At 70.7% G+C, this 15,229-nt stretch carries 17 protein-coding genes; 14 read left to right on the forward strand and 3 right to left on the reverse strand.

Annotation, left to right across the window (positions count from 1 at the left end):
• Positions 1–8 precede the first annotated feature (8 nt).
• Both ACFSVL_RS43555 and ACFSVL_RS43560 read right to left on the reverse strand, forming a co-directional pair.
• Positions 9–221, reverse strand: a complete 213-nt coding sequence (locus ACFSVL_RS43555; RefSeq protein ID WP_378313553.1) for a hypothetical protein — start codon at positions 219–221, stop codon at positions 9–11.
• Positions 222–321: 100 nt separating this feature from the next.
• Positions 322–831, reverse strand: coding sequence for a transposase (locus ACFSVL_RS43560; protein ID WP_378313555.1), 510 nt, complete (start codon positions 829–831; stop codon positions 322–324).
• 736 nt (positions 832–1,567) lie between these two features.
• Between ACFSVL_RS43560 and ACFSVL_RS43565 the strand changes: the two genes are divergently transcribed.
• From ACFSVL_RS43565 to ACFSVL_RS43610, 10 genes are all read left to right on the forward strand, one after another.
• On the forward strand, positions 1,568–2,359 hold the full coding sequence (locus ACFSVL_RS43565; RefSeq protein ID WP_378313557.1) for a YqcI/YcgG family protein: 792 nt from the start codon (positions 1,568–1,570) through the stop codon (positions 2,357–2,359).
• A gap of 13 nt (positions 2,360–2,372) precedes the next feature.
• Positions 2,373–3,191, forward strand: coding sequence for an arginase family protein (locus tag ACFSVL_RS43570; RefSeq protein WP_378313558.1), 819 nt, complete (start codon positions 2,373–2,375; stop codon positions 3,189–3,191).
• Between the two features lie 34 nt (positions 3,192–3,225).
• Positions 3,226–4,086 carry a diaminopimelate epimerase gene (gene dapF, locus ACFSVL_RS43575; protein WP_378313560.1) on the forward strand — a complete coding sequence of 287 codons (861 nt, stop codon included), beginning with the start codon at positions 3,226–3,228 and terminating at the stop codon, positions 4,084–4,086.
• Positions 4,061–5,023, forward strand: a complete 963-nt coding sequence (gene cysK, locus ACFSVL_RS43580) for a cysteine synthase A (RefSeq protein WP_378313561.1) — start codon at positions 4,061–4,063, stop codon at positions 5,021–5,023. Before dapF ends, cysK begins: the two co-directional genes overlap by 26 nt.
• 31 nt (positions 5,024–5,054) lie before the next feature.
• Entirely contained in the window at positions 5,055–6,161 is a 1,107-nt protein-coding gene (metX, locus tag ACFSVL_RS43585; protein ID WP_378313563.1) for a homoserine O-acetyltransferase MetX, read from the forward strand.
• Between the two features lie 7 nt (positions 6,162–6,168).
• A complete protein-coding gene (locus tag ACFSVL_RS43590) occupies positions 6,169–6,936 on the forward strand; it encodes an SDR family oxidoreductase (RefSeq protein WP_378313565.1) in 768 nt (255 codons plus the stop codon).
• A 31-nt stretch (positions 6,937–6,967) separates the two neighbouring features.
• The gene (locus ACFSVL_RS43595) at positions 6,968–7,867 is read left to right on the forward strand and encodes an ATP-grasp domain-containing protein (RefSeq protein WP_378313567.1); all 900 of its coding nucleotides are present in this window, start codon (positions 6,968–6,970) and stop codon (positions 7,865–7,867) included.
• Between the two features lie 44 nt (positions 7,868–7,911).
• Positions 7,912–8,760: an aminodeoxychorismate lyase gene (locus ACFSVL_RS43600; protein ID WP_378313569.1), complete on the forward strand. Its 849-nt coding sequence runs from the start codon at positions 7,912–7,914 to the stop codon at positions 8,758–8,760.
• A 377-nt stretch (positions 8,761–9,137) separates the two neighbouring features.
• Positions 9,138–10,343, forward strand: coding sequence for a CynX/NimT family MFS transporter (locus ACFSVL_RS43605; protein ID WP_378313571.1), 1,206 nt, complete (start codon positions 9,138–9,140; stop codon positions 10,341–10,343).
• A 74-nt stretch (positions 10,344–10,417) separates the two neighbouring features.
• Positions 10,418–10,924: a flavodoxin domain-containing protein gene (locus ACFSVL_RS43610; RefSeq protein WP_378313572.1), complete on the forward strand. Its 507-nt coding sequence runs from the start codon at positions 10,418–10,420 to the stop codon at positions 10,922–10,924.
• A 90-nt stretch (positions 10,925–11,014) separates the two neighbouring features.
• Here the strand turns inward: ACFSVL_RS43610 and ACFSVL_RS43615 are convergent, their stop codons facing one another.
• Entirely contained in the window at positions 11,015–11,584 is a 570-nt protein-coding gene (locus ACFSVL_RS43615; RefSeq protein WP_378313574.1) for a TetR/AcrR family transcriptional regulator, read from the reverse strand.
• 71 nt (positions 11,585–11,655) lie between these two features.
• Between ACFSVL_RS43615 and ACFSVL_RS43620 the strand changes: the two genes are divergently transcribed.
• From ACFSVL_RS43620 to ACFSVL_RS43635, 4 genes are all read left to right on the forward strand, one after another.
• A complete protein-coding gene (locus ACFSVL_RS43620) occupies positions 11,656–12,063 on the forward strand; it encodes a nuclear transport factor 2 family protein (protein WP_378313576.1) in 408 nt (135 codons plus the stop codon).
• Positions 12,064–12,246: 183 nt separating this feature from the next.
• Positions 12,247–13,452: an MFS transporter gene (locus ACFSVL_RS43625; protein WP_378313586.1), complete on the forward strand. Its 1,206-nt coding sequence runs from the start codon at positions 12,247–12,249 to the stop codon at positions 13,450–13,452.
• Between the two features lie 88 nt (positions 13,453–13,540).
• Positions 13,541–15,010 carry a PadR family transcriptional regulator gene (locus ACFSVL_RS43630; RefSeq protein WP_378313578.1) on the forward strand — a complete coding sequence of 490 codons (1,470 nt, stop codon included), beginning with the start codon at positions 13,541–13,543 and terminating at the stop codon, positions 15,008–15,010.
• Between the two features lie 129 nt (positions 15,011–15,139).
• Positions 15,140–15,229 (forward strand): PHP domain-containing protein (locus ACFSVL_RS43635; RefSeq protein ID WP_378313587.1); only part of this gene is annotated, 90 nt, incomplete at its 3' end.

A 15,229-nucleotide genomic window follows, 5' to 3' on the forward strand; every position in this document is an offset into this window, starting at 1 on the left:
ACTGGTGCTTACTGAGCGCCGGTCTCGCAGCTGGCGCCGCAAATGGTCTCCAGGCCGTGCTTGGAAGCCGGCACCGCGGCGCCGCCGACCCGGATGGCCTCGAGTTCGCGGACGCTCATCACGACGCGCGTGGCGACGCCGCCCGAAGGAATAAGCTCGACGAGCTCGGTCTTCAGGTCGAAGTTGCTGCTCTGCGTCGCGGTGCTGGTTGCTTCGCGCATGCGCTGCTCCCTTCGTCGGGCAGGAGGAGATCTCCCGCTGGAAAACGAGTCTACGGTCCGGTACGGGTGCTTCTGAACGCTTTCCCGGCGGCAATTTGTCTCAGCTGGAATTCGGTCCCGGCGAGCCTGTCTCAGCTGCCCCGCCGTCCGATTCCGGCTCCGGTTTCACGACTTTGCGCCTGCCGAACAGCTGCTCGACGAAATGCCCGCTGAACTCGCGCAGGATGCGCGGCCGTGGCCGGTCGGCGGCGGCCGGACGGGGGCCCGCGGACCGCAGGCGCGTCGCCGCGGCCTCGGACAGCGCCTCGGCCCACGCCCGGGTCGCCGCCTCGGCGGTGTCGTCGCCGGCCAGTTCGCCGAGCGCCGTCCACAGCCCGGCGTTCGCCCAGTGGGTGAAGCGCCGATGCGCGGTTTGCCAGGAAACGCCGAACGTTTTCGGCAGTTCCCGCCACGCGCAGCCGGTGGCGAGCACATAGCAGATAGCGGCGAACGTCGCCTCGTCCTGAATGCGCGGAGTGCCGCCGCCCTGCGGCCGCGAGGCCGGATTCGGCAGCAGCGGCTCGGCGTAGCGCCACAGCGTCATCGGGGCGAGCCAGCTGAACCGGTTCATGCCCTCATCATGCGGCATGCGCGCCCGCCGCGGAACCCGCGAGTACCGTATGTCCATTGTGGACTTGCTCGATTCGTCCGCGCGGACAGGCGGTTTCAGTGGTCCGGACCAGTTATCGCTCGCGATCCCGCACCGGCCCGGACCGGGGATTGCGCCGGATGCCGGACGCGCATTGCCCGGTTCCGGGCCTTGTCTCGACAGATTCTCCGCTATTCCTCGATTTCGCGTAGAATGTTGTTCACCCGGATGGTCGCTGCGCCGGTTTGCCGGGGTCCATAGAGTCTGAAGGGCAGCCCTGGTCCAGTGGGGGAATAACCGCCAGCGGCTCCGCTTCGCGGCTCGCACACGGCCGCGCGCTGGGACGGACGGGTGCGGGTGAGCCCCGGACGCGTCGCAGGCAAGCACCGGACCGAGCCGGCTGCGCGCACAGCCAGCAATGGCACGGCATTTCAGCACGCCTTACCCCGAGCACCCCGATTGCCTCGTTTCATCCAGCAGCCGAGCACGACCCAACCGAGCACCACCGCATGACCCGCGCCACCGTCCGCACCGGCGGCGGCGCTTCGCATGCCCGGATTGATCGACGCCGCGCCGGGGCGGCCGTCGACCAGCCGGAATCCGTTCAGCGGGACAGCCGGTGAGATTCCTGCTCGACCGGCTCCCGCGCGACTGCGGCCCGGCCGGACGGCGGAGAGGACCACATATCCCGAGGAAGAATATTCCCGGAGGGGCCGGAATGCACCGATTGCTCGAATCCCGCAGCACCACCCTGACCACCCAGCAGGAGGCCGAAACCGCCGCGACCGGCTGGCGCGCCGCCGCGTTCCGCGACGTCGAGTCCAGGCTCACCGACTCCGGTTTCCCTTGTGTATTCTCGCGAAACGCGTTCAAGAAGAGGCTGCTGCTGTTCGCCTTCGCCGACGATGCCGGGCCGGACGGCGTCGCGAGACTCGGCGCGGCGCTCGCCGACTACGTCGAGCTTTCCCGCAACTGGAACGGCCATCTCGACACCGCGTACCCGCTGCTGATCGTGTTCTCGCCGGACGCGGTGTCCGCCGGGTCGGTCGCCGAGTACCAGGCGTTCGGCTGGGAGGTCATCCAGAAGCTGCACCACGTGGACCCGCGGCCGTGGCCCGAGGACGTCGGCACCGACCCCGGCGAGATCTCGTGGTCCATGTGTTTCAACGGAATGCCGTTGTTCTTCAACATGAGCAGCCCCGCGCACGAGGTCCGGCGCAGCCGCAACCTCGGCGGGCACTTCGTGCTCGTGGTCAACCCGCGCGAGCGGTTCGACGCCGTCGCGGGCGACACCCCGAGCGGCCGCAAGGTCCGCAGCAACATCCGGGCGCGGATCGACCGCTACGACCGGGCCCCGCGCGCCCGGCAGCTCGGCTCCTACGGCGTCGCCGGGCTCGAATGGTGGCAGTACGGACTGCCCGAGGAAGACGTCGACCGGACCGACCAGTGCCCGTTTTCCTTCCGGGCACCCGAAACCGCGCAGCCAGACGGGGCCGTGGCCCCTACGTGATCGGAGACAGGCGATGATGGAAGTGATCGTTTCCCAGGGCCGCATCGGCGACCGCGGCGCGGGGATGATCGAGGGCGCGGCCCGCACGGCGCGTGCGCTGGCGGAGCGGTACGGCCTCGAGCCCCGCCTCGTCGGCACGCCTTCCGGTCCGCGGGACGACGACTGGACGGCCAGCCTGCCGGCCGCCGAGGAGACGCTTTCCGGTCTGGCGCAAGCGGTTTCGGCGAGCGTCGCGGCCGGGCGGCGCACCGTGCTCGCGGTCAACACCTGCTCGGCCAGCCTGGCGACGCTGCCCGCCGCGGTCCGCGCGTACCCGGACTGCGTGGTGCTGTGGATCGACGCGCACGGCGATTTCAACACCCCGGACACCACGGAATCGGGTTACCTCGGCGGCATGGCGCTGTCGGGCGCGTGCGGCCTGTGGGAGAGCGGCTACGGTGCGGGCGTCGACCCGAGCCGGGTCGTGCTCGTCGGCGCCCGCGACATCGACCCGCCGGAACGCGAGCTGCTGGACAAGGCGGGCGTGCGGATCATCGCGCCCGCCGAGGCCACCGGGCAGCGGGTCGCGGCGGCGGTCGGCGGCGCGCAGGTGTGGGTGCACATCGACTGGGACGTGCTCGAACCCGGCACCGTCCCGGCCGACTACCACGTGCCCGACGGCCTGCTGCCGGAGAAGGTCCGCGAGATCCTCGGCGCGATCCCGGCCGCGGACGTCCTCGGCATCGAGCTGGCCGAGTTCGCCGCGACCGGCGACGAGGACACCGACGCGCGCGCGACCGAGTCCATTCTGGACATGATCGCGCCGGTGTTCGCGACCGCGGCGGCGCGATGAGCCCGCGCGCGGCGGTCACCGGAAGGCGGCGCGGGTGAGCCCTTCGCTTCCGTTCACCAAAATGCACGGGTGCGGCAACGATTTCGTCGTACTCGACCTGCGGGACGCGCCCGCGCCGTCGCCGGAACTGTGCCGGGCGCTCGCCGACCGGCACACCGGCGTCGGCTGCGACCTGATCCTCGGGATCCGGCCGCCGCGCAGCGCGTCGGCGGTCGCGGCGTTCGAGATCTGGACCGGAGAAGGCGAAAGCTCGATGCAGTGCGGCAACGGCGCCCGCTGCGTCGCCTCTTGGCTCGTCCAGGCCGGGCTGGCGCGCCCGCCGTCGTTCGAGATCGACAGCCCGAGCGGCACGCATCCGGTGGAAGTGCTGGGAGAGGGCGAGTTCAGCATCGGGCTCACCGTTCCCGAGTTCGAGCCCGAGCGGATCCCGCTGTCCGGCTTCGCGAGCCGGGACGGCCGGTACGAGGCCGAGCTGGCGGACGGGACTCCCGTCCGCTTCGCCGCGGCCTCCACCGGAAACCCGCACGTGGTGCTCGAAGTCGACGACGTCGGCGCCGCCCCGGTGGCGCGCCTCGGCCCGGCCGTGCGCGCGCTGCCCGGCCTCGCGCCGACGGTCAACGTCGGATTCGCCGAAGTCGTGGCGCGCGACCGGATCCGGTTGCGGGTCCACGAATTCGGCGCGGGCGAGACGCTCGCCTGCGGCAGCGGGGCCTGCGCCGCCGCCGCGGTGCTGATCCGGGCCGGGCGGCTCGACCGGGACGTGACGGTCGAAGTGCCCGGCGGCGAACTCCGGATCGGCTGGCCCGCCGAGGGAGAGCCGATCGTCCTGGCCGGCCCGGCCACGACTGTGTACGAAGGAGGATTCCGTCATGCCGCTGTACTCCAGCATTCTTGACACGATCGGCCGCACCCCGATCGTGCGGCTGAACCGGATGGCCCCCGAGCACGTCTCGGTGTACGCCAAGGTGGAGTCGTTCAACCCGGGCGGCTCGGTGAAGGACCGGCTGGCGCTGGCGATCGTCCTCGACGCCGAGAAGCGGGGAGAACTCAAGCCCGGCGACACGATCGTGGAGTGCACGTCCGGCAACGTCGGCATCGCGCTGGCGATGGTGGCGGCCGCGCGCGGGTACCAGTTCGTCGCGGTCCTCGGCGACACCTACTCGGTGGAGCGGCGCAAGCTGATCCGCGCGTACGGCGGCAAGGTGCTGCTGTTCCCCGGCCACCTCGGCAGCCTGGGCGGCAACAAAATCGCCGACGACCTGGCCGAGAAGCACGGCTGGTTCCGCGCCCGGCAGTTCGAGAACCCGGCGAACCCCGCGTACCACCGGGAGACCACGGCCGCGGAGATCCTGGCCGACTTCGCCGGGAAACGGCTGGACACCTTCGTCACCGGATTCGGCACCAGCGGCACGATCACCGGCGTCGGCCAGATGCTGAAGCTCGCCCGCCCCGGCGTGCGGACCGTCGTGCTGGAACCGGAAAAGGCGGCGGTGCTGGCCGGGCAGTCGTGGAATCTGCACCAGCTGCAGGGACTGGCTCCGAACTTCGTTCCCGGCGTGATGGACCGCACCGTGATCGACGAGCTGGTGACGATCGACGACGAACTGGCCCGCGACACCGCGCGCCGCCTCGCCGCGGAGGAGGGGATCTTCGCGGGCATGTCCGCGGGCGCGACGCTGGCCGCCGCGCTGCGCGAAGCGGAGAACTCGCCCGAGGGCACGGTGCTGCTCGCGATGCTGCCCGACACCGGCGAACGGTATCTGTCCAGTTTCTGGTTCGAAGGCATCAGCGACGGTTCGGACGACGAATGGCTGGCCTCGCTCGGCGAGTGACGCGGAAACTCGCACGACCACACGGGAAAGCATGATGCAGGAGTTCATTCCTCCGGCCACCCGGTTCGCCCGGCTGCCGGAGCGGTTCACCATGAGACGCGGCGGCGTGCTGCACGGCGCGCGCGTCGCCTACGAGACTTTCGGACAGCCCAGCGCGGCGGGGGACAACGTCGTGCTGCTGCTCACCGGCCTCTCGCCGGACGCGCACGCCGCGTCCAGCGCGGAGGACCCGAACCCCGGCTGGTGGGAGCAGATGCTGGGGCCGGGCAAGCCGATCGACACCGACCAGTGGCACGTGATCTGCGTGAACTCGCTCGGCGGCTGCCAGGGTTCGACCGGGCCCGCCTCGTGCGACCCGGCGACCGGGCGGCCGTACCGGCTCGGCTTCCCCGAACTGTCCATTGAGGACATCGCGGACGCCGCGGCGCACACCGTGGCCGGACTCGGGTTCGAGCGGCTGGCGTGCGTCGTCGGCGCGTCGATGGGCGGGATGAGCGCGCTGGCGCTGCTGGCGCGGCATCCGGAGCTGGCGCGCAGCCACGTCAGCATCTCCGCGGCCGCGCATTCGCTGCCGTACTCGATCGCGATCCGTTCCCTGCAACGGGAAGCGATCCGGTCCGATCCGCTGTGGAACGACGGCCGGTACGTCCCGGAGCGCTATCCGGAACGCGGCATGCTGACCGCGCGCAAGATCGGCATGACCACCTACCGGTCGGCGCGGGAATGGGAACGCCGGTTCGGCCGCGAGAGATCCGGGCCGGGCGGCGTCCCGTTCGGACCGGAGTTCGCCGTCGAGTTCTACCTCGACCACCACGCGCGCCGGTTCGTGCGCCGGTTCGATCCCAACAGCTACCTCTACCTCAGCCGCAGCATGGACTGGTTCGACCTCGGCGAGCTGGCCGGCGGCGGCGCCGCCGAGGCGCTGGCGGCGCTGCGGGTCGAGAAGGCGCTGGTGATCGGCACGGAGACGGACATCCTGTTCCCGCTGCACCAGCAGCGCCAGATCGCCGACGGCCTGCGGGCGGGCGGCGCGGACGTGGAATTCCTCGCGCTGGAGTCCGATCTCGGCCACGACGCGTTCCTGGCGGACCTCGACAGTTTCGGGCCGCCGGTAGCGAAATTCCTGTCCACCCTGTGAGGCGCCCGTGCCGGAACGACAAGAGAGCGAGAACGGTTTGGAGAACACTATTGCCCTGGTCACCGGAGCCAACCGCGGCATCGGATTCGAGATCGCGCGCCAGCTCGCCGAACGCGGCGTCCGGGTGGTGCTGAGCGGCCGTGACGAGGCCGCGGTCGAGACGGCGGTGGCCGGCCTGCGCGAAGCGGGCCTCGCCGTCGAAGGGCTTCAGCTCGACGTGACCGACCCGGAGAGCATCGCGGCCGCCGCGACGGAGCTGGAGACCCGGCACGGGCGGCTCGACGTCCTGGTCAACAACGCGGCCGTGCGGATCGAGAAGTACGGCAAGGCGCCGTCCGAGCAGACGCTGGCCGAATGGCGGGAAACCTTCGACACCAACCTGTTCGGCATGGTCGAGACGACGCTGGCGCTGCTGCCGCTCATCCGCCGGTCGGCCGCCGGGCGGATCGTCAACGTGTCGAGCCTGCTCGGTTCGCTCACCCTGCACAGCGATCCCGAGTCCTACACCTACAGCGACACCTTCAAGGCGCTGCCTGCCTACAGCGCCACGAAGAGCGCGGTGAACTCGTGGACCGTGCACCTGGCGTACGAACTGCGCGACACGCCGATCAAGGTCAACTCGGCGCATCCGGGCTACACCAAGACCGGCATGAACGACGGGGCGGGCGACCAGGAACCGCCCGACGGCGCGGTGACCAGCGTCGAACTCGCGCTGCTCGACGAGGACGGCCCGAGCGGCAGCTACGTGCACGCCGGGAAGGTCCTGCCATGGTGAACCGCGCCGTCCCGATCGGGGGAAGTTTCCGATGACCACCGTCGCGCTCGTGACCGACCGGGTCAGCCTGCCCATCGACTACGACATGCCGCTGCTGCGCGAGGCCTGCGAGCAGGTCGGGCTCGGCACCGAGGTCTGCCAGTGGGAGGACCCCGGGGTCGACTGGGCCCGGTTCGACGCGGTCGTGCTCCGCTCGCCGTGGAACTACGTGGACCAGCTGCCGGAGTTCCTGGCCTGGTGCGAACGGGTCGAGGAGGCGACGCTGCTGCTCAACCCGCTCTCGGTCGCCCGGTGGGCGCTCGACAAGTCCTATCTGGCGGACCTGGCCGCGCTCGGCGTCCCGGTCGTCCCGAGCCGGTTCGCCGTCCCGGGGGATGATGCGGACGCCGTAGTGCGGGAAGTGCTGGACGAGCATCGGTCGGCGCCGGAAATCGTCGTCAAACCGGGAATCGGCGCGTATTCGCGCAATGTCCGCCGATTCACCCGGGCCGCGGCCGCCGAAGCCGCGGCACATCTGTCGAAGCTCTTCGGCGAAGGCGGGCACGCGCTCGTCCAGCCGTATCTCCCCTCGGTGGACCAGGACGGCGAAACGAACCTGATCTATTTCGACCGGCAGTACAGCCACGCGATCCGCAAGGCCGCGATGCTGATGCCGGACGGCACCGTGCACGTCCCGACACTCGATTTCCGCAAACCGCGCGTCGCCGACGAGGACGAGCGCGCGGTCGCCTCGGCCGCCCTCGACGCCGCCGCCAGCCACCTCGGCCTGGACCGGCCGCTGCTGTACGGCCGCGTCGACCTGGTCCGCGACGACCGCGGCCAGCCGCGAGTGCTGGAACTCGACATCTGCGAACCGTCCCTCAACCTGCCGTTCGGCGACGGCAGCGCACTGCGGTTCGCCACCGTTCTCGCCGGCCGGGTCGGCGCCTGACCCCCTGCCGGTCTCCTGTCACAGTGACGAAAGGATTGTGTGACGTGCGTGTTCTTGGCTACCTGGACGGTTCCGTAGCCGACCCGGACGACCCGCGGATCAATGTCGCCGACCTCGGCCTGCTCCGCGGCGACGGAGTGTTCGAAACGGTCCTGATCGAGGACGGCGAACCGAGAGAACTGGACCTGCACCTCGACCGGCTGGCGCGTTCGGCGCGGATGATGGAGCTGCCCGAGCCGGACGACAAGCAGTGGGAACGGGCCATCCGCGCGGTCGTCGACCACTGGCCCGACGACAGCGAAATCGCGATGAAACTCATCTACACCAGGGGATTGGACTCCGAACCCGACTCCCCGCCGACGGCTTTCGCGCTGGGCCTGGAGATCAGCCCGAAGATGATGCGCGAGCGCACCGAGGGCATCGCCGCGATCACCCTGGAACGCGGCATCGAACCGGGCCTGGCCGAACGCGCGCCGTGGCTGCTGCTGGGCGCGAAGACGCTGTCGTACGCGGTGAACATGGCCGCCCTGCGCGAAGCGAACCGCCGCGGCGCGTCGGACGTCATCTTCACCGCGACCGACGGCTCGGTGCTCGAAGGCCCGACGGTTTCGGTGGTGCTGGTGCGCGGCCGCACGCTGTACACGCCGCCGCCGATCATCGGCATCCTGCCCGGAACCACGCAGGCCGCGGTGTACCGGGGAGCCGAGCACGCCGGGTTCACCGCGAAAATCGAAACGCTGACCGTGGACGACCTCTTCACGGGAGACGCCGTTTTCGTCGCGTCGTCGGTCCGCAAACTCACCCGCGTGCACACCCTGGACGGCAAGGAACTGCCCGACTCGACCGAATTGCACCAGGAATTGAGCGCCGCCTACGAATCCGTGTACCGGTAAGGATCTTGCCGACCCCGGCCGCAGCCGGGCAAGATCGGAACGGACACTTTCCGTCCGCCCGGGGCGCCGGCGCATTCTGGCGCCCCGGGCGGACGGGACAGGAATATTCCGGCCGCCGGGCGGGCTCCGGCCACGGGCGACGGCCGGGGGGAGGACTCGATGATCGACGCCCCGGTTCCGTCGGCCGCTGGGGTTTCCCGGTGCGGAGGCGGGTTCGCGCCCGGATGGTCTGGCTGTTCCGCCCCCGGCCGGGCGGTGGTGTTCCCCGCCGGTTGCGATCGGCGGTCCGGTCGTTCCCCGCGCACCGAGGTTTTCGGGCGGGGAGGCCGGTCTCCGTCCGGCTCGGTCGTTCCCGGACTCGTTGAGAAGGCCGCCGCATGACCGCCCCCGGCCCGGCCGCCCCCGAAGCCCCCGAACGCGGCACCCCGCTGCGCCCGGCGCTCATCCTGATCGGCGTCCTGCTGATCGCCACCAACCTGCGCGCCGCGATCACCACCCTCGGCCCGATCCTGAACCTCGTCCAGACCGACCAGCAGCTCTCCTCCGTAGCGGCGTCGGTGCTGGTCAGCGTCCCTCTCATCGCCTTCGCGGTGTGCTCCCCGATCGCGCCCAAGGTCGCCGCGAAACTGGGGCTCGAACGGGCGCTCGGCGCGGCGGTGCTGCTGCTCGCGGTCGGGATCGTGCTGCGCTCCACGCCGCCGCAGCTGTTGCTGTGGGCCGGGACCGTCCTGCTCGGGGTCGCCATCGCGATCCTGAACGTCCTGCTCCCGGCACTCGTCAAACGCGATTTTCCCACCCGCATCGGGCCGATCACCGGCGCGTACACCGCGGTCCAGTCCGGCGTCGCCGCGATCGCCGCCGGGGTCGCGGTCCCGCTGGCCGGGCAGGAGGCCGGCGGATGGCGGCTTTCGCTGGGCATCTGGGCCGGGCTCGCGCTCGTCGCGCTCGGGGTTTTCCTGCCGCAGCTGCGCCGTTCCGCCGCCGCACCCGCGCTCGCGGGAACGACCGGCGCGGCGCGGCCGTGGACGAGCGCGCTCGCCTGGCAGGTCACCGTCTTCATGGGCCTGCAGTCGCTGGCCTTCTACGTGCTGGTGACCTGGCTGTCCTCGATCGAGCACGCGGCGGGCATCAGTTCGGTGACCGCCGGATTCCACCAGTTGTTCTTCAACCTTTCCGGTCTGGCAGGCAGTCTGGTCTGTTCCGCGCTGATCCACCGGCTGCCGGACCAGCGTGCGGTCGCGATCACCGGGTCGCTGCTGATGGCTGCGGCGCTGACTGGGCTCTTGATCGCGCCTGGGCTCGGGGTGTTGTGGGCGATCGTCGCCGGGTTCGCTGGGGGGATCACGCTGGCGTTGTCGTTGTCGCTGTTTGGCTTGCGCACCAAGCATTATGCCGATGCGGGGGCGTTGTCCGGGATGGCTCAGGCTGCGGGGTACACGCTGGCGGCGCTTGGGCCGATTGCGATTGGTGCGATCCATGACGCTACGTCCTCTTGGACGCCTGCGCTGGGGGTGCTGATCGGGCTCGCGCTGGTGCAGACGGTGTTTGGGGCGTTGGCTTCTCGGCCGCGGACTATCGGGTGACGGGTGGTTGCGTGGGGCAGGGCGCCTCGCTGGTTGGGCGGGCGGGGTTCATTGGTGGGGTGGACAATGAAGTCATGATCACCGTCCTGGTCGCGTATGCGGGCAAGCGCGGTGGCACGCGCGAAATCGCCGAGGTTATCGGTGCGGAGTTGCGGGCCGCCGGGCTCGTCGTTGACGTGCGTGACGCGGGCGAGGTCGGTGGCGTCACGGAGTATGGCGCGGTGGTGGTCGGGAGTGCGCTCTACTACGCGCGGTGGCGACCGGAAGCGGTGCGGCTGCTCGAACGCAACACCGAAGCACTGCGGGCACGTCCGGTCTGGTTATTCCACAGTGGACCGTGCGGTCCTGGCGCGAACCTCGCTCGGGTGAGTTTGCCCGCGCGCGTGACGTTGCTGGCCGCCGCGATCGATGCGGGGCGTACGGAGACTTTCGGGGGCCGTCTTGATCCTGCGCTCGCGGACGGTGTGCTGGAGAAGCTGCTGGCGCGGGGCGGTCGAGTGGGGGACTTTCGTGACTGGCACCGTATTCGTTCCTGGGCACGGGACATCGGCCGCCGGGTGCGGTCGCGGGTGGTGATCTGAGCGCGGGGAGGCGTTCGGCGGTGCCTCGATCCGGCGTGCCAGGGGTTCTTTCCTGGCAACACATCCCGAGTCGCGCCGTGAGCTGAGGGGTCAGGACGCGCCTAGCACTCGCAACACCGTGGTAGACAATGCCTCCTCGGCCTCGTCCGGCGAAATCCGGCCGGCGTCGGACTCGCTCGCGGCTGCGTGGCCGAGCTGGATGATCACCGTGACCAGCCAATCCGCCGGCGGCTGACGGTCGAACTCGCCCGCGCTCTGTCCCCGTTCGACAATCCGCCGCAACCGTTCCGCGACCGGCTCGTGCTGCTCCCGGCCGGATTCCGCGGAGGACTGCGTCGCGGCGAAACGGCGCAGCAGCATCGGATACCGCGCGGAAGCCCGGCGTGCGGCGTTGAGCACGCGCAGGACCGCGTCGGCCGCGGGCCCGGTGTCCGGACCCGCCGCGTCCATCGCGTCGACCGCCTCTTCGGTGAGCCGGTCGAGCACGGCGGCCAGAAGCCGTTCCCGGGACGGGAAATGGGCGTACACGGTCTGCCGGGTCACGCCGGCTGCCGTCGCGATGCCCTCGACGCTCGCGTCCGGATCCGCCTCCAGCACCCGGAGCGCCGCGTCGAGGATCGCGGCGCGGCTGCGCTGTGCGTCGGCACGGAGTTTTGCCATCTCTTACACCTTGTCAAACTTGACCTCTGAAGGATATCTTACAGTCTGTCAGAGTTCCACTGGGAGGTTTCATGGACACGCTCAAACGCACTGACCCCGAACGCGCTGACCCGAAAGAGTTCATCGCGCGCTTCTTCACCTCATTCACCGACGACCTGGTGCACACCGAGGAGGACGCGGCGGCAGTGGTCGACCGCTACCACACGCAAGACGTCGTGCAGATCGCCGACGGCCTGCGGATCGACCGGGGCCGGCTGATCGCGCACTGCCGTCCAGTGCGGAAGAACCGGCCGGAAAGCCGGATCGAGGTGCACGAGGCGATGGCGGACGGCGACCGCATCGCCGCGCGCTACACCCTGCATGTGCGCCAGCGCGGCAAGGACCTCGAGATCGAGGTGTCCTTCTTCGGCCGGTTCACTTCGGACGGCCGGATGCGCGAGGCGCACCTGCTGACCCGATCGGAGAAAACGTCCGGCTGACCCGATTCCTCCGCTTTCGCTTGGTATGTCAGGGAAGTCCTGAGTCCACATGCGACTCTTGCCTCGCCGCCGCGCCGGGTGTAGACCGGGCCGGTGACCGAAAACGCAGCCGGGGGCACGAAAAAACCGAAGCTGACCGCTGATCAGCGAAACTCGTTCCTCGCCGCGTGGCTCGGCTGGAGCATGGACGCGTTCGACTACTTCCTGGTCGTGTTCGTGCTCGCGGACATCGCGAAGGACAAGTCGTTCGGCGCCACCGCCACGCAGTTGGCGTTCATCACCACCGCGACGCTCGTGATGCGCCCGGTCGGCGCGCTGCTGTTCGGGCTGTGGGCGGACCGGTCCGGACGGCGGATCCCGCTGATGGTCGACGTCCTGCTGTACTCGGCGGCGGGTGTGCTGTGCGCGGTCGCGCCGAACTTCACCGTGCTGCTGATCCTGCGGTTCGTCTACGGCATCGGCATGGGCGGCGAATGGGGGCTGGGCGCGGCGCTGGCGATGGAGAAGATTCCGGTGGAGCGGCGCGGGTTCTTCTCCGGACTGCTGCAGGCCGGCTACTCCGCCGGGTACCTGATGGCGGCGCTGGCGTACCTGCTGTTCCACACCGCGCTCGGCCTGGAGTGGCGGTGGATCTTCGTGCTGAGCATCTTCCCGGCGCTGATCAGCCTGCTGATCCGGGCGCGGGTCAAGGAATCCGAGGTGTGGGAGGCGGCGCAGGAGAAGATGCGCGTCACCCGGACGTCGGTCAAGGACGTCCTGTTCAACCCGAAGGTGCTGCGCCGGTTCGGCTACCTCGTGCTGCTGATGACCGCGTTCAACTGGATGAGCCACGGCACGCAGGACGTCTACCCCACGTTCCTGAAGGCGACCGACCACGGCGGCGCCGGCCTGAGCGCGGCGACCAGCACGTGGATCGCCGTGCTGTACAACGTCGGCGCGATCGTCGGCGGCCTGGTCTTCGGCTCGCTGTCGGAACGCTTCGGCCGCCGGATGACGATCGTCGGCGCCGCCGTGCTGGGCCTGCCGATCATCCCGATCTTCGCCGTCGACCACGGAGCCGGGATGCTCGCGCTCGGCTCGTTCCTGATGCAGGTCATGGTGCAGGGCGCGTGGGGCGTCATCCCCGCGCACCTGACCGAAATGTCCCCGGACGCGATCCGCGGCTTCTTCCCCGGCGTGACGTATCAGCTCGGCAACCTGCTGGCCGCGCTCAACCTGCCGATCCAGGAGAGCATCGCCCAGTCACAGGGCTATTCGGCCGCGCTGCTGTGGACGGTGATCCCGGTGCTGATCGCGGTCGCCGTGCTCACCGCGCTGGGCAAGGAAGCGAAGTCGATCCGCTTCGGCGGCGAAGGCGCGACCACCGCGCCCGCCGGAACGTCCGGCTGATCCCCGCTCGCACCCAGCCTGCCTTGCCGTCGAACCATCGCCGATATATCGTGTCCATATCGGCGATGGTTCGACGAAGGAGGACTTCATGACGAGGACCGCAGGCGGGGGACATATGTTCGGAGGCTTCGGCGGCCCGGAACGCTTCGGCGGCGGGCTGCCGTTCGGATTCGGCCGCCCCGGTGACGAGGGCCGCGGGGCGCCGTCCGGCAGGCCGGACGCGCGCCGGGCCGGGCCGGGCGAGGGGAGAGGGCGACCTCCGGGCGGACCGGGGGAAGGGCACGGGTGGCCGTGGGGAGGTGCGGAACCCGGCTGGCCCGGCCCGTTCGGCGGAGCTGGATCCGGCCCGTTCGGCGACTTCCGGGGCGGGCCGGGAGCCGAGTCCGGCCGGCCCGGGCATCCGGGCCGACCGGCTGGCACGCCGGGCGGACACGGGGGCGGGCCTGGGCATTCCGGTGAGCAAGGCTGGTCCGGCGAGCCGGGTGATGAGAGCGGTCGTGGCCGAGTCGAAGGGGCCCGCGAACACGGTCGGTCCGGCGAGGCCGACGGGCCAGGCGACGGGCTGCCAGGCGAAGAGACCAGGCATCCGTTCGGGTTCGGCGCGCACGGTGCCTGGCCCGGGCACCCGGGCGGGCACAGTCGGTCCGGCGAGGCCGACTGGCCGGGCGACGGGTTGCCGGGCGAAGAGGGCAGGCATCCGTTCGGGTTCGGCGCGCACGGTGCCTGGCCTGGGCACGCAAGCCAGGCGGGAGTGCCCGGCAGGCGAGACTCTGGATTCGGCGCACTGTTCGGCGGTCCCAGCGCCAGGTTCGGCCAGGCCGGGCCGTTCGGCGGGCCGGGAATCGCCTTTGGCTGGCCGCACCCGGGCGAACACCACGGGTGGCCCGGCGAGCCGATGGAGCACCCCGGCGACGAGCCGGCCTGGGACGACACCGTCCTCGAAGCCCGCGGCGGCTTCCCGCCGGGGCCGCCCGTTCCGCCCGGCCCGCCTGGGCCCCCGCATCGGCCGGGGTTCCCCGGATTTCCCGGTTTCCCCGGGTTTCCGGGCGGGCCGGGCGGCCCGGGAGGCTTCTTCGGCGGCCCGCCGCGTGGAGGGCGAGCCCCGGCACGGCCGGTGCGTCCGGCGGTTCTCGCGCTGCTGGCCGAGGAACCCCGGCACGGTTACCAGCTGATGCAGGAGATCCGCCGCCGCACCCACGACGAGTGGCGGCCCAGCCCGGGCTCCATCTACCCGATCCTGCAGCAGCTCGAGGACGAGGGTCTGGTGCGCACCGCGGAAGAGGGCGGTCGCCGTGTCGCGCATCTCACTGAGGCTGGGCGCGAGCACGTCGCGGGGCGGGAGGAGGAGTTCGCCGCGCTGTGGGCGTCTCCGGCGCGCGACGAGGAGCCCGGGGCGGACCGGTTTGCCGCGCTGTATCAGCAGCTTGGCGAGCTGAGCGGGGCCGCGGCGCAGGTGGCGCACGCCGGCACCGAGGCGCAGTTCGCGGAGGCGCGCAAGGTGCTGCGTGAGGCCCGCCGCCGGCTGTACGCGTTGCTCGCGGACGACTCCGAAGAATAGAAAACCACCGGTGGGCGAGTCCATTGTGGACGCGCCCACCGGCGGCGACCTCGGTGCACAACCGGAAGTGGTCTGAGCGCGCGTGTCGGTTGTTGGACGCCGTCGCGTCGCGGCGGGTCCAATGCGGCCATGCGATCGTTTGTCCACCTGCATGTCCACACCGAGTACTCCATGCTGGACGGTGCGGCGAAGATCGGTCCTCTTTTCGCGGAGGCGGCC

This window comes from Amycolatopsis silviterrae (assembly GCF_042684085.1).
In the GTDB taxonomy this organism is placed as follows: domain Bacteria; phylum Actinomycetota; class Actinomycetes; order Mycobacteriales; family Pseudonocardiaceae; genus Amycolatopsis; species Amycolatopsis silviterrae.

What these genes read in the sequence shown, in the direction of transcription:
- ACFSVL_RS43560 (WP_378313555.1), bottom strand. Translation starts at nt 831, where the DNA reads ATGAACCGGTTCAGCTGGCTCGCCCCGATGACGCTGTGGCGCTACGCC.
- ACFSVL_RS43605 (WP_378313571.1), top strand. Translation starts at nt 9,138, where the DNA reads ATGACCGCCCCCGGCCCGGCCGCCCCCGAAGCCCCCGAACGCGGCACC.
- cysK (WP_378313561.1), top strand. Translation starts at nt 4,061, where the DNA reads ATGCCGCTGTACTCCAGCATTCTTGACACGATCGGCCGCACCCCGATC.
- ACFSVL_RS43595 (WP_378313567.1), top strand. Translation starts at nt 6,968, where the DNA reads ATGACCACCGTCGCGCTCGTGACCGACCGGGTCAGCCTGCCCATCGAC.
- ACFSVL_RS43565 (WP_378313557.1), top strand. Translation starts at nt 1,568, where the DNA reads ATGCACCGATTGCTCGAATCCCGCAGCACCACCCTGACCACCCAGCAG.
- ACFSVL_RS43610 (WP_378313572.1), top strand. Translation starts at nt 10,418, where the DNA reads ATGATCACCGTCCTGGTCGCGTATGCGGGCAAGCGCGGTGGCACGCGC.
- ACFSVL_RS43620 (WP_378313576.1), top strand. Translation starts at nt 11,656, where the DNA reads ATGGACACGCTCAAACGCACTGACCCCGAACGCGCTGACCCGAAAGAG.
- metX (WP_378313563.1), top strand. Translation starts at nt 5,055, where the DNA reads ATGATGCAGGAGTTCATTCCTCCGGCCACCCGGTTCGCCCGGCTGCCG.
- ACFSVL_RS43630 (WP_378313578.1), top strand. Translation starts at nt 13,541, where the DNA reads ATGACGAGGACCGCAGGCGGGGGACATATGTTCGGAGGCTTCGGCGGC.
- ACFSVL_RS43555 (WP_378313553.1), bottom strand. Translation starts at nt 221, where the DNA reads ATGCGCGAAGCAACCAGCACCGCGACGCAGAGCAGCAACTTCGACCTG.
- ACFSVL_RS43570 (WP_378313558.1), top strand. Translation starts at nt 2,373, where the DNA reads ATGATGGAAGTGATCGTTTCCCAGGGCCGCATCGGCGACCGCGGCGCG.
- ACFSVL_RS43615 (WP_378313574.1), bottom strand. Translation starts at nt 11,584, where the DNA reads ATGGCAAAACTCCGTGCCGACGCACAGCGCAGCCGCGCCGCGATCCTC.
- ACFSVL_RS43625 (WP_378313586.1), top strand. Translation starts at nt 12,247, where the DNA reads ATGGACGCGTTCGACTACTTCCTGGTCGTGTTCGTGCTCGCGGACATC.